Annotated in this window: 9 protein-coding genes; 6 read left to right on the top strand and 3 right to left on the bottom strand. The window is 67.0% G+C overall.

Annotated features, from left to right (window positions below; genetic code table 11):
- Nucleotides 1–6 precede the first annotated feature (6 nt).
- A complete protein-coding gene (locus RSO01_RS13000) occupies nucleotides 7–2,307 on the top strand; it encodes a molybdopterin-dependent oxidoreductase (protein WP_147149527.1) in 2,301 nt (766 codons plus the stop codon).
- 7 nt (nucleotides 2,308–2,314) lie between these two features.
- Here the strand turns inward: RSO01_RS13000 and RSO01_RS12995 are convergent, their stop codons facing one another.
- The 3 genes from RSO01_RS12995 to RSO01_RS12985 form a co-directional block, all read right to left on the bottom strand.
- Nucleotides 2,315–3,295 carry a helix-turn-helix domain-containing protein gene (locus RSO01_RS12995; RefSeq protein WP_147149526.1) on the bottom strand — a complete coding sequence of 327 codons (981 nt, stop codon included), beginning with the start codon at nucleotides 3,293–3,295 and terminating at the stop codon, nucleotides 2,315–2,317.
- Entirely contained in the window at nucleotides 3,261–4,220 is a 960-nt protein-coding gene (locus tag RSO01_RS12990; RefSeq protein WP_147149525.1) for a helix-turn-helix domain-containing protein, read from the bottom strand. Before RSO01_RS12990 ends, RSO01_RS12995 begins: the two co-directional genes overlap by 35 nt.
- Before the next feature lie 169 nt (nucleotides 4,221–4,389).
- Nucleotides 4,390–6,066: a winged helix-turn-helix domain-containing protein gene (locus RSO01_RS12985; protein ID WP_170303024.1), complete on the bottom strand. Its 1,677-nt coding sequence runs from the start codon at nucleotides 6,064–6,066 to the stop codon at nucleotides 4,390–4,392.
- Between the two features lie 382 nt (nucleotides 6,067–6,448).
- Between RSO01_RS12985 and RSO01_RS12980 the strand changes: the two genes are divergently transcribed.
- The 5 genes from RSO01_RS12980 (at nucleotide 6,449) to RSO01_RS12960 (ending at nucleotide 13,361) form a co-directional block, all read left to right on the top strand.
- Complete coding sequence (locus RSO01_RS12980) at nucleotides 6,449–7,660, top strand: carbohydrate porin (protein ID WP_170303023.1); 1,212 nt, start codon at nucleotides 6,449–6,451, stop codon at nucleotides 7,658–7,660.
- Between the two features lie 68 nt (nucleotides 7,661–7,728).
- Nucleotides 7,729–8,835: a hypothetical protein gene (locus tag RSO01_RS12975; protein WP_147149522.1), complete on the top strand. Its 1,107-nt coding sequence runs from the start codon at nucleotides 7,729–7,731 to the stop codon at nucleotides 8,833–8,835.
- 70 nt (nucleotides 8,836–8,905) lie between these two features.
- Entirely contained in the window at nucleotides 8,906–9,718 is an 813-nt protein-coding gene (locus RSO01_RS12970) for an FAD binding domain-containing protein (protein WP_147149521.1), read from the top strand.
- The gene (locus RSO01_RS12965; protein ID WP_147149520.1) at nucleotides 9,715–12,432 is read left to right on the top strand and encodes a molybdopterin-dependent oxidoreductase; all 2,718 of its coding nucleotides are present in this window, start codon (nucleotides 9,715–9,717) and stop codon (nucleotides 12,430–12,432) included. The genes RSO01_RS12970 and RSO01_RS12965 overlap by 4 nt, the downstream gene beginning before the upstream one ends.
- On the top strand, nucleotides 12,429–13,361 hold the full coding sequence (locus tag RSO01_RS12960) for a putative antibiotic biosynthesis monooxygenase (protein ID WP_147149519.1): 933 nt from the start codon (nucleotides 12,429–12,431) through the stop codon (nucleotides 13,359–13,361). The genes RSO01_RS12965 and RSO01_RS12960 overlap by 4 nt, the downstream gene beginning before the upstream one ends.
- Nucleotides 13,362–13,640 lie beyond the last annotated feature (279 nt).

Here is a 13,640-nt window from a genome sequence, read left to right as displayed (position 1 = left end):
AACCCAATGACCCATCAGCGCACCCTCACCGCCGCCCATTGGGGCGTCTACGAGGTCGAGTACGACGACAACGGCAAGGCCACACGCCTGCACCCTTTCTCCAAGGATCCCGATCCCTCGCCGATCGGCCTGCACATGCTGTCCGACGAGGTGACGCGGCTGCGCGTGCGCCGTCCGGCGGTGCGCAAGAGCTGGCTGGAGAAAGGCCCCGGCGCCGCGCCTGAGAAGCGTGGCCAGGAAGCCTTCGTCGAGGTCGAATGGACCGAGGCGCTCGATCTCGTCGCCAAGGAGCTGAAGCGGGTCAAGGATACGCATTCCAACCGTTCGATCTTCGGCGGCTCCTACGGCTGGTCGAGCGCCGGCCGCTTCCATCATGCGCAGAGCCAGGTCCATCGCTTCCTGAATTTGGTCGGCGGCTATGTGCGCCACCAGGATTCCTACAGCCTGGGCGCCGCACGCGTGCTGATGCCGCACATCGTGGCGCCGATGGACGAGTTGATGTCCATGCACACGCCGTGGGACGTCATGGCCGAGCACTGCAAGCTGTTCGTCTCCTTTGGCGGCGTGCCGCACAAGAACAGCCAGATCAATGCCGGCGGCGCTACCAAGCATCACGTCAAGGGCGGCCTCTACGGCATGCGCGCCAAGGGCGTTCGCTTCGTCAACGTGACGCCGACCGCCGACGATCTCGACACCGGCGGCGACGTCGAGTGGCTGGCGATCCGCCCCAACACCGACGCCGCGCTGATCCTGGCGCTCTGCCACACGCTGATGGCGGAGAACCTGCACGATCGCGACTTCCTCGCCCGCTACACGGTGGGCTTCGACAAGTTCGCGCCCTCGCTCGCCGGCAAGGATGCGGCATGGGCCGAGAAGATCACTGGCATTCCCGCACCGCGCATCGTGTCGCTGGCCCGCGAGATGGCGGCGACGCGCACCACGGTCAGCATCAACTGGTCGCTGCAGAGAAGCCATCACGGCGAGCAGCCGTTCTGGGCGCTGATCACGCTCGCTTGCATGCTGGGCCAGGTCGGCCTGCCGGGCGGTGGCTTCGCCGTTGGCTACGGCCCGGTCAACCTGATGGGCAGCGCCTTCCCCAAGTACAGCGGACCGACGTTGCCGCAGGGCACCAACGCCGTCAGCGACTTCATCCCGGTCGCGCGCTTCACCGACATGCTGCTCAATCCCGGCGGCACGGTGCCGTACAACGGCCGCAACCTCGTCTATCCCGACATCAAGCTGGTCTACTGGGCGGGCGGCAATCCGTTCCACCACCATCAGGATCTCAACCGCCTGATGCTGGCCTGGCGCAAGCCCGAGACCATCGTGTTCCACGAGCAGTTCTGGACGCCGGCCGCGCGCATGGCCGACATCGTGCTGCCGGCCACCACCAGCCTGGAGCGCGACGACATCGGCTACGGCAGCCGCGAGCCCTACTTGATCGCCATGAAGAAGGCGCGCGAGCCCGTGGGCGAAGCGCGCGACGACTACTGGATCTTCGGCGAGCTCGCCCGACAGATGGGCCAGGGCGAGGCCTATACCGAAGGCCGCGACACCATGGCGTGGCTGAAGCATCTCTATGAGCTGTCGCGTGTGAAGTCGGCCGAGGCCGGCGTCGCGATCCCGGCCTTCGACGAGTTCTGGCAGGCCGGCATGGCCGAGGCCCAGGGCAAGACCCGCGAGCCGGTGATGCTGGCGGCCTTCCGCGCCGATCCCGACAAGCATCCGCTCAAGACACCGTCGGGCAGGATAGAGATCTTCTCCGAGAAGATTGCCTCGTTCGGCTACGACGACTGTCCGGGCCATGCCACCTGGATGGAACCCATCGAATGGCTGGGCTCCAAAACGGCTGAGCGTTACCCGCTGCACATGCTGTCGGACCAGCCGAAGGACAAGCTGCACAGCCAGCTCGACCACAGCCCGCATGCACATGCCACCAAGATCAAGGGCCGCCAGCCGGTCACCATGCATCCGCAGGACGCCGCTGCGCGCGGCATCAAGGACGGCGACCTTTTACGCGTCTTCAACGATCGCGGCGCCTGCCTCGCCGCGGCTCAGTTGAGCGACCGCATCCGCCGCGGCGTAGTGAGGCTGTCGACCGGCGCGTGGTTCGATCCAGCCGGTTCGGGCTCCAACCAGCCGCTGGAGAAGCACGGCAATCCCAATGCGCTAACGCTCGACATCGGCGCCTCGAAGCTGAGCCAGGGCTGCATCGCCCAGACCTGCCTGGTCGAGATCGAGCGCTTCGACGCGCCGGCGCCGGCGGTGACGGCGCATCGCGTGCCGGAGTTTCAGCCGCGGGGGTGAGCCCCGCTCAGTCCTGCTTTCGGGCGTCGCTCGGCGTCATGCCGTAGCGGCGCTTGAACATGCGCGTGAAATTCGACATCTCGCGAAAGCCCGAAAGCACGGCGACCTCGGCGACCAACAACCCGATCCCTTCCGGCGAGCCCAGCGTCCGGCGGGCGCGCTCCAGGCGCGCCTGCCAGATAGCGGCTGAAACACCTTCGCCATGCTTGGCAAAGGCGCGGTAGAGCGCGGCGCGCGAACAGTCGAGCGCGAAGGCGATGCGCTCCGGCGTCAGGTTGGGGTCGCCGCACTCGTGGTCGATCAGGCCGAGCGCGGCGCGATGGAAGCCGTGCGCGAAGCGGTCCGGGTCGGCCATGCACTCGTGCGTGGCCTGGAGGAGCGCAAGCCCCATGTCCTTCGCCGCCTTCGCCGCCGCCGCCCGCTCCGCCACCGCCATCCTGCCGGCCTCGTCGAACGTGGCCTGCAAGTGATGCCACAGCACGCGAGCGAGGCCGCTCGCCGCGAACTTCATGCCGGCGCGCGGCGCAATGTCGTCGCCCAGGACGTCGCGGGCGAGCCGGCGGGACATGGTCAGGCCCACGGTGCAGTGCCTGCCGCGCCTCACCTCACTCGGCTTGGCGTAGTCCACCAGGTAAAGATCGCCCGCCTTCACCTGCTGCGTGCCACCATGCTCCATCAAGGTATTGCTGGACCGGCGCATCAGGTCGATGGTGACGTCGTCGCAACCATCGATGCGGCATCGTTCGGGCGAGCGGACGGCGACGACGTCCTCGGAAGCGAACTCGATCAGCTCCAGGCCATCGCCCACGATCCGCCGCATGCGCCCGCGAAACGGGTTGGCGGTGCCCTCGACGCCAAGCGGCACCATCCGCCGCATGACACCCTCGCGCCAGTAGGCCAACCGTTGGTTGGCGGGCACGCCGTCGGTGGTGTGCACGAGCAGCTGACCTACCTCATCCAAGCCGTACCTCGCGAGGTGTCTTTCCATAGCGCCGCTTGAACATGCGGGTGAAGGTCGGCATGTCGGTGAAGCCGCTCAGCAGCGCGACATCGCTGATCGTCACCGCGATGCTCTCGGCGGAACAAAGCATGCGCCACGCGCGCTCGAGGCGCGCCTCCCACACGGCCGCGGCGACGCTCCGGTCACGGCGAGCGAACAACCGATAGAGCGTGGCGCGCGAGCATCCGACAGTGAGCGCGATGCGGTCGGGCGACAGGTCAGGGTCGGCGCAGGCGCGGTCGATCACCGCGCACGCCGCCTGGTAGAGCCCTGAGCCGAACTGGTCGGGGTCGGCGGTGCCGAAGCGGCCGGCCTGCAGGATGGCCAAGGCCATCTCGGCCGCGGCATTGGCCGCGACGATCCGATCCTGCGGCGTCATGTACGGCGCCTCGTCGAGCGTGGTCGACATGTGGGCGCGCAGCACCGCGGCCAGGCCGCGCGCCGGCACACGACGGCCGGCCAGCGCCGACAGATCGTCGCCCAGAACCTCGCGCACGCGGCCCCGCGACAGCACGACGCCGCTGGCGCGATGGCGCGTCAGCTCCGTCTTGAAGGGCCGCGCGTAGTCGACCAGGCAGAGGTCGCCAGAACGCAGCCTGTGCTCGCCGTTGTGGGTGAGCTTCGAGGTGCCGCTGCGGATCAGCTCGAGCGCGATGTCGTCGCCGCCGTCGAAGCGGCTGCGGCCCGGCGACCGCCCGGAGGCCACGGCGCCGGCGGCGTGCTCGATGAGTTCGACCTCGTTCAGCACGATGCGCCGCAGATGTGCCTGGAACGGCTGCCCGCGCTCCGGCATCTCCGGCCGCGTGCGGCGCAGCACCACGTCGCGCCAATAGTCGAAGCGCTCGCGGGCGGGCACACCGTCCGTCGTCAGGTCGACCAGACGCCCATAAGGCTGAGACGCCTGGACAAGCATTAAGTCCCCAAATTGAGACGGCCGACTCTCACTACCGCATCTCCCCACTGCAATAATGCCACGGTCCGCGAGTTCGGGGGAACAGAAGTGATGGGCGGACGCAGGCTTTCAGGGAGACGGGGAGTCCATGCCAATCAGGACCTTTGGCCCCGCGGCCGTAAGGAATTCGTCAGGACTCACTTCTTGCGCGTCCATCGAGCTTGAGCGCGCGAAGGATCTGCTCGAAGCGCGGATCGCCATGGAGCGGCCGGAAGCACGGATTCTGGGCGGTGAAGCACAGGTAAGTGGTGCGTGCCTTGACGCAATGCTCGAGGGCGTCGAGCGCGCGTCCCGGCTCGCCGACAGCCATCCATTGCTGGGCGGCACCCTCCCAGCGGTTGGTGCGCTCGAGCAGGCCGATCCACACGATCATCGCCTCGCGCCAGCCCTTGCTGCAAGCCAGCGCTTCGACGTGCTCGGCCAGGCCCTCGGCGACGGCGAGCCCGCGCAGGGTGGTGAGACGCTCGGCCATCGCCTCGTCGCGCCGGCCCAGCTGGTCGAGGATCATCATGCGCCCGTAGTGCGCGCGGGTGGACGCGGGCAGGACCTTCAGGCTGTCGCCCACCGCCGCGAGCGCCCGGTCGGCGTGACCCGCCATCCAGTAGACGATCGCCAGATGCTGCAGCGTCTCGACGCTGCGCGGATCGAGCCGCTGCGCCTGCTCCATGGCGTCGATCGCCTCGTCATGGCGCCCCATCGCACTCAGGAACTGGCCGAAGGTACCGAGCGCCTCGACCGAGCTGGCATTGAGGGCGACCGCATGCGCGAGATCGGCCTCCGCGCCGTCCCAATCCCAGTCGTACTCCATCTTCACGCGGCCGAGCGCCGCCCAGGCCTCGGCCAGCCCCTCATCGAGGGCGATCGCCCGCTGGGCATGGCGGCGCGCCATCGGCATCGCCTCGTCGACCTGCAACGGCCGCAACATCGCCGTCGACGCCATCAACAGATAGGTCGAGGCGAGCCCGGCATGCGCCATGGCGTAATCGGGATCGAGCACCAGCGCCTGCTCGAACAGGGTCAGCGCCTTGATCAGCGGCAGCCGCGTGAACGGCTTGAGATGGGCCCGCGCCTCGAGCTGCAGGAAGTAGGCCTCCGCCGCCCGCGGCCGATAGCTCTGCACGTCCTGATCGGCGGGCGACGACTGCGGCAGCGACGTCGCGACGCGCGCGGCGATGGCGTCCTGCAAGGCCGACGGATCCATCGGGGCCTGCTCGAAGCGCTCGCTCCATTCGGTGCGGCCACTCGCCACTTCGATCAGGCGTACTTCCACGCGCAGGCGCTCGGCGCTGCGCTGGACCGAACCCTCCAGCAGATGCTCCACGCCGAGCGAGCGGGCGCCGGCCAGGTCCTCGACGCCCAGGGCCGTGGTCACGGCATCGGCAATGCCGACCCCGAGATAGCTGTCGGCCTCAGCGAGCTCCGGCGTCGCGAAGGGCCGCACGGCCAGAGTCTTGGCGGTGGCGATCGGCAGCGCGCTCGCTGCCTGCGGGCCGGCCTCCAGCAGCACACGGACCGGTGCGGAGAGGCGATAGCCCTCGCGCGACACCGTCTCGATCAGATCGGCCGAACCGTCTCCCAGTGCCTTGCGCAGGGTCGACATATGGACGGTGAGCGTGCGGTCCTCGACCACAATGTTGGGCCACAGCCTCGCCCGGAAGGTGTCGTGCGACACCAGGCGCCCGCCAGCCTCGGCCAGCATCAGCAGGATCTGCCAGGCCTTCCCGGGCACGGCCATCCTTTGGCCGTCGCGCGTCAGGCGGCGTCCCGCAGTGTCGAGGATGAAAGGACCGAACGCGTAGACCGACATGCCAGACGGCTTCGCCCAATCATGAAACTTGCAGTTTGCCGGCGCGCCATCCCGCGCGGGGCGCCGCATCCTACCCGCTCGGGCGACCCTAGTCTGCCCGCCAAAGCGTTGCAAACACGGGTTTTTTCCTGATCGGACCTCTTCCATCCGGAGGCTGACCATTCGTCTTGATCCTTTCTTGACGCCACAACGCACACCCCGCGCAGGTAAAAAGTCATGGGCAGGGTCGTGCAAAGTCTTGGGGCAACGCATGGCATTGGGGGCAGATGTCGGGAGGCCGGGTCGGTCCAGCCGCCGTCGCTTTGGGGGCAACGGCGGCTGGCGGTCCACCATCTGGGCGGGGCTGAGTGCCATCGCCGTCCTGGCATCCACCGGGCAAGCCATGGCGCAGGCCTCGCCCGCGGTCAGCGGCAACCCAGCGGCAACCGACTACTCCATCGTCGGCACTGGATGGCTCGGCCATACACTCGGCTTGAAGGACGAATGGGGAGTGAAGCTGGGCGGGCTGTGGCTCGCCGACACCAACCTGGTGGCTGCGGGCGGAGCAGTTCCCGGCGGCTGGACCAACAACCAGGCGCTCTTCGTCGGCCTCCACGTCGATGCCAACAAGCTGGTCGACTGGAAGGGTGCGGCCTTCGGCGTCCAGTTCCTGCAATTCAACGGCAGCGAGACCAACGAGCAGGCCGGTAGCGTCGCCGGGTACAACAGCATCGTCGGCCTGCAGCCGTTCAACCGTACCGAGCTCCTCGAAGCCTGGTACCTGCAGGAAATGATCAAGGACGTGCTCTCGATGCGCATCGGCCGCGTCTTGCCGACCTACGACTTCGGCAACGTCCTGCGACCGGTGGCGCTGGCCGACGACACGCAGAACATCCCGGCCGTCAGCGGCCTGCTGTGGACGCCGGTCTTCGTCAACGGCTCGATGATCGGCGCGATGATGGGCTACTACAACCCGGCGAACGGCGTGACCGTGAACTTTTCGCCGACCAAATCCTTCTACGTCAATCTCGGCGTCTACGACGGCAACCGCGCGCGCAACATCCAAACCGGCCTCAATCCGCCGATGTTCAACGGCTACTGGTTCAATATCGGCGAGGTGGGCATCAATTGGCTGCTTGGCGAGGGCAAGCATCCGGGACAGTTCGGCTTCGGACTGTGGCGGCAGACCGGTGTTCTGTCGGCCCGTGGCATCACCGAGGATGGCACCGGTGGTTTCTACCTGTTCGGCTCGCAGCGCGTGGCCCATCACATCAACCCGAAGGTCGACAATTCCTCGATCTCGGTTTTCTACCAGGTCGGCGCCAACGCCTCGCAGACATTGCCGATCACCCAGTACTATGGTGCCGGCCTGACCGCGTTCAGCCCGTTCGGCGACCGGGCCAGCGATTCGATGGGCATCGGCGTGGCCGTGTCGCGGCTCAACCCGAACCTCTTCCAGCGACAGACCGAGCTGATGTTTCAGGGCTATTACCAGGCCCACTTGTTTGCGTCGATCTTCATGCAGCCGACGGTTACGTACATCCCGACGCCCGGCGCGTCGCCGACATTGCCCGGCGCGCTGACGACGACGCTGCGTCTCACCGTGCTTTTCTGATGGAGGCTTTTTTGACGACAACTGGCAATCACTTGGAAGGCCCGCCGCGGGCCACGATTGGAGGACTGATGAAGAGACGACTGTTGCACGTCACCGCGAGCTTGCTCGCGGCCGGACTTGCCGTCGGGACAGCGTCGGCGCAGGCGCCGGCAAACCTTCCCGAGTATATCGCCAACATCTCGGGCAACACGGCGTCGAACCCGAGCGACGTCGCCACGCGCGACCTGCTGCAGCTCGATATCGGCATGTTCACGCTCTACGACCGGGCGGGAACGATCTACCGCCGCAACATCCTGGCCAAGCATCCGATCATCCTGGCGATGTTCACCAACGAGGGCGGGCGGCTGATGCTCTTCCGGCCGGGCCAGGCGCCGATCGATGCGCCCAAGGTCCCCAAGGTCTACCAGATCCTGAAGTCGACCGGACACAGCACCATGGCGATCAGCCAGGTCGTCATCCCGTCGGTTAACAACCCGAACGACAAGCGCTGGATCGCGCCGATGGCGGCCTATCGCACGCAGATGAAGACCGCGCTCGACGGCCTCGACGCCAGCAACGACATCCAGGCCGACTGGAAGCCCGCGGTGAAGGAGATCCTGGCCAACAACGTCGCCTACATGGACGACTGCCTGGCCAAGGGCGCCGTCGCGCTCGAGCCCCTGCTCGCCTTCGCCAAGAAGCAGGCGCCGAACATCAAGCTGATCATCAACTGGGCGGCCTCGATCCAGGTCAAGCACTGGATGGGCGTGATGGACGAGTGGTCGGCGATGCTCGGCCCCGACATGGCCAATACCTATGCCGCCTCGAACACGATCTACGTGGCGCGCCAGAACAACGTCTTGTTCTCGGTGCTCGCCCAGTATTTCGGGCCCGAGGCGATCAACGACCGCCTGATGCTGATCGAGACGATGGGCTTCACCACAACGCCCGACGAGATGCTGGTCGCGATGACCCGCATCATCGGCGACCGCTCGGTCGGCGAGCTGTTCTTCGGCAACTACAAGGTCATGGACTTCGAGCTGATGGGAGGCGATGGCCGCAAGACCATCATCTCCGAGATGCAGCGCCGCGGTAAGCAGCCGTTCCTGCCGCCCGCCGTGCCGTTCGGCTCCAAGCAGTGGCCGACGCTGATCACGACGGGCCCCGGCCCGACGTCGCTCGACGACCTGAAGTAGGCATCGACACGCCGACGGAGCGGGCACCATCGCCTGCCCCGACAAGAAACGACTGCGCAGGAGGGATGGCATGAACCTCAATACGATCGTTGACGTGAAACGGCCGAAGTCCTTCGAGGAGATCGAATGGCGCGACGGCCACGCCTTCCTGGGTGGCGGGACCTGGTTGTTCTCCGAGCCCCAGGTCAGCACCGACACGCTGGTCGACCTGGAGCGGCTGGGCTGGCCGGCGCTGACCGTGACGCCGTCGGGCCTGGAGATCGCCGCGACCTGCAAGATCGTCGAGCTGCACGACTTCAAGGGGCCGCCGGAATGGCGGGCCGTGCCGCTGTTCGACAAGTGCATCGACTGCTTCCTGATGTCGTTCAAGATCTGGAACGCGGCCACCGTGGGCGGCAACATCGTCATGTCCTTGCCGGCAGGCGCCATGATCTCGCTGACGGCGGCACTCGAAGGCGTCTGCACGCTGTGGCCGCAGAACGGCACGCCGCGCGAGGTGCCGGTGGTCGACTTCGTCACCGGCATGCACACCAACGTCCTGCAGAAGGGCGAGCTTCTGCGCCAGATCTTCCTGCCCGCCTCGGCGCTGACCAAGCGCTTCGCCATGCGCCAGGTCTCGCTGACGCATTTCGGCCGCTCGGCGGCGCTGATCGTCGCCACCGTCGAGGACAACGACTACGACTTCCTGCTGACCATCACCGCCGCGACGCCGCGGCCGGTGCACATCCGCTTCAGGAAGACGCCGTCGGCCAAGGAGCTGCACCAGGCGATCAACGAACGCCTGCCGCCTGACGCCTGGTTCAACGACGTCCACGGCTCGGCCGCCTACAAGCGTCACGTCACCTTCTATCTGGCAGAACAGATTCGCGCGGAGCTGTCATGAGCAAGTACGAAGTCAACGGCCGCCTCTACTCGGCCGAAGCGAAGCCCGGCCAGTGCCTGCGCACCTTCCTGCGCGACCTCGAGGTGTTCGGCGTCAAGAAAGGCTGCGACGCCGGCGATTGCGGCGCCTGCACGGTGTGGCTGGACGGCAAGCCGTTCCATTCCTGCCTGGTGCCCGCCTTCCGCGGCGAGGGTCGCAAGATCACCACCATCGAGGGCCTCGCGCAGAACGGCAAGCTGCATCCCATCCAGCAGGCCTTCCATGATGCGCAGGCCTTCCAGTGCGGCTACTGCGCCGCCGGCATGATGATGACGACGGCCTCGGCGGCGTTCGACGAGGCCCACAAGGCCGACCTGCCGCACGCGCTCAAAGGCAACATCTGCCGCTGCACCGGCTATCGCTCGATCGTCGATGCCCTGCACGGCAAGAAGAACATTGAGAAGGACGTCGCTGGCAAGGCGCTGGGCGCCAGCCTGCCCAACCCGTTCACCGACGCCATCCTGACGGGCAAGGCCCACTACACCATGGACGTCTGGATGGAGGGCATGCTGCATCTCAAGGTGCTGCGCTCGCCGCATGCCCACGCCCGCCTCAAGAAGATCGACAAGAGCAAGGCGCTCGCCGTCCCCGGCGTGGTCGCCGTCTACACCTGGGAGGACGTGCCGCGCCGGCTCTACAGCACCGCGCTGCACGAGGACCATCTCGTTGACCCCGACGACACCTACATGCTGGACAACGTCGCCCGCTTCGTCGGCCAGCGCCTGGTCGCGGTGATCGGCGAGACGGAGGCGGCCGCCGAGGCAGGCGTGCGCGCCGTCGAGATCGAATACGAGCTGCTGCCGACCGTGTTCGATCCGGTGGCCGCCATGGAGCCGGGCGCGCCGATCCTTCACGAGAAGGACGAGGTCGACACCGCCAACGGCAACATCTTCGCCACCTTGGCTGGCGAGATCGGCGACATCCACAAGGGCTTCAGGGAAGCCGAGGTCATCCACGAGAACACCTACTCGACCTCGCGCGTCCAGCACGTGCATCTCGAGACCCACGGCTCGATCGCCTACAAGGGCAAGGACGGCCGCTGGCACGTGCGCACCAGCTCGCAGGGTCCGTTCGCCGCCCGCACCAAGCTCGCCTACCTGATGGGCGTGCCGGCCGCGCGGATCCACGTCTACACCGAGCGCGTCGGCGGCGGCTTCGGCGGCAAGCAGGAGATGGTGTCGGAGGACCTGCCGCTGTTCGCCACCATGAAGCTCGACGGCCGCCCGGTGAAATGGGAGTGGACCCGCGAGGACGAGTTCATCGGCGCCACGACCCGGCACCAGATGACCACCAAGATCAAGATCGGCGCCAAGCGGGACGGCACGCTGACCGCGCTCGACGTCCAGGTGGTGTCCAACACCGGCGCCTACGGCAACCACGCCAGCGAGACGCTGGCCGCCGCCATGGCGAGCCCGTTCGCGGCCTATCGCTGCGCCAACAAGAAGGGCATCGGCCGCGTCGTCTACACCAACATGATCCCGGGCGGCGGCTTCCGCGGCTACGGCGCCTCGCAGACCACCTTCGCCATGGAATGCGCCATGAACGAGCTGGCGAAGGTCCTGGACATGGATCCGTTCGAGATCCGCCGCAAGAACGTCGTTCGGCCGGGCGACAACGTCGAATCGATCTGGATGGAGCCCAGCGATGCGAGCTTCGGCAGCCATGGCATCGACCAGTGCCTGGAGATCGTCGAGCGCGAGCTGAAGAAGGGCAACGGCGTGAACAAGCCCGACGGCGACGACTGGCTCGAAGGCACCGGCGCCGCACTCGCCATGCTCGAATGCGGCCCGCCGACCGAGCATCGCTCGGGCGCCGAGATGAAGCTCCTGCCCGACGGCAAGTACCATCTGGCCTGTGGCTCGTCGGAGATGGGCAACGGCATCACCACGGCGCACAAGCAGATGGCCGCTTCCGTTGTCGGCGTGCGCGCCGCCGACATCGACATCATCAATGCCGACACCGACCGCACGCCCTACGACACCGGCACCTTCGCCAGCACCGGCACGGTGGTGGCGGGCAAGGCGGTGATGATCACCGCCGAGGCGATGAAGGCCGATATCCTCGACTTCGCCGCGCGCTTCACCAAGACTCCGGTCGACCAGTGCCGCCTCGACAACGACGCGGTGATCTGCGGCAACAAGCGGATTCCGCTCACCGAGCTGCATGCCGAGGGCGCCAAGGTCAACCACCGCTTCACGGTCAGCCGCAAGGCCTACCTGTCGCCGCGTACCATCGCCTTCAACGTCCAGGGCGTGCGGCTCGCGGTGCATCGCGTGACCGGCGAGATCCGCATCCTGCACAGCGTGCATGCGGCCGACATCGGCCAGCCGATCAACCCCATGCAGTGCCGCGGCCAGCTCGATGGCGCGGTCGCCATGGGCTACGGCTGGGCGCTGGTCGAGAACATGGTCCACGAGGAGGGCCACATGGTGAACCCGCAGCTGCGCAACTGCCGCGTCCCGGCCTTCGCCGACACGCCGCACACCGACATCTTCTTCGCCGACACGGTCGATGCCATCGGTCCCCTGGGCGCCAAGTCCCAGGGCGAGTGCGGCATCAACCCGGTGGCGCCCGCGGTGTCCAATGCGCTCGCCAATGCGACCGGCGTGCGCTTCGCCCACCTTCCCTTCACTGCGGATCGCCTGTTCAGCGGCGGACTGACCAGGGCCAAATGACCGTCAGCATCGTCACCCAGACCAGCGTGCGGCCGGAGCGATCCGAGGACTTCGCACGCTGGCAGGGTGAGACCAGCAACATGGTCTCGAGCTTCCCAGGCTTCGTCGAGCAGCGGCTGATGCCGCCCAATCCGCCGCTGCAGGTCGACTGGGTCATCCTGCAGCGCTTCCACACCATGGAGGACGCACAGCGCTGGCTGGCCTCGAGCGAGCGCCAGACGCGCATCGAGGGCGCAGCGCCGTTCCTGATCGGGCGCGACGACGTGCACATCGTCCGCGACGACGAAGGCGGCCGGAAGCCCGCGCCGGTCTCGGCCGTGATCAGCACCCAGGTGAAGCCGGGCAAGGAAGCCGAGTACCGCATCTGGGAGCGCAAGATCGCCGCCGCCCAGTCCAAGGCGCCGGGCCTGCAGGGCTATCGCTTCGAGCCGCCGGTGCCGGGCATCCAGGACGACTACGTCGCCATCCTGCGCTTCGACACCCAGGCCAACCTGCAGGCCTGGCTCGATTCGCCCGTGCGCAAGCAACTGATCGAGGAAGCGGAGCCGCTGACCGAGGAGTTCCATGCCCGCGTCGGCACCGGCTTCGAGCAGTGGTTCCGCGACGAGTCGTCGGGCGGCGGAACGCTGTCCGTCTGGAAGATGGACTTCATCGTCCTGCTGCTGCTCTACCCCATCGTCTTCCTGTGGGGCGTCTGGTTCGGCACGCCGATCCTGCAGAACAAGCTGAACCTGCCCTGGGCCGTCAACCTGTTCATCGGCAACATCTTCAGCGTTGCCCTGACGGGCTTCGGGGTGCCCTGGGTGGCCAACCGCATGGGTTGGTGGATGTTCCCCAAGGGCAACGTGCTGCGGGCCAACCTGCTGGGCGCTGGCTTGATCTGCGCCGCTTACGCCATCTCGATCTGGGTCTTCTGGAAATTCTTCTGACGCACCAAGCACTGGGGAATCACGCCGGCGGCGTGCTGGCGAACGAGACCGACAAGCTGTTCGAGGCCAAGGGCAAGATCGGCGAGAAGAAGTAGCCGCCCCGGACTGGCGGCGTTGCGCTAGTGCTTGGAGTCGCAGATACCTGATACAGGCACGCTGTCATCCCGAGCGCAGCGAGGGACCTTTCCTGCGGCCTTAAGGGCCGCTCGCTTGCGCGTTCTTCGGCGCGGCGAGATGACTTTCCGGTATTATCGGCATTTCCGCCGGGACTTTCGTAGT

This window comes from Reyranella soli (assembly GCF_007992495.1).
Lineage (GTDB): Bacteria > Pseudomonadota > Alphaproteobacteria > Reyranellales > Reyranellaceae > Reyranella > Reyranella soli.
The sequence above is the reverse complement of the archived record's forward strand: the minus strand, read 5'-3'. Positions and strand labels throughout refer to the sequence as shown.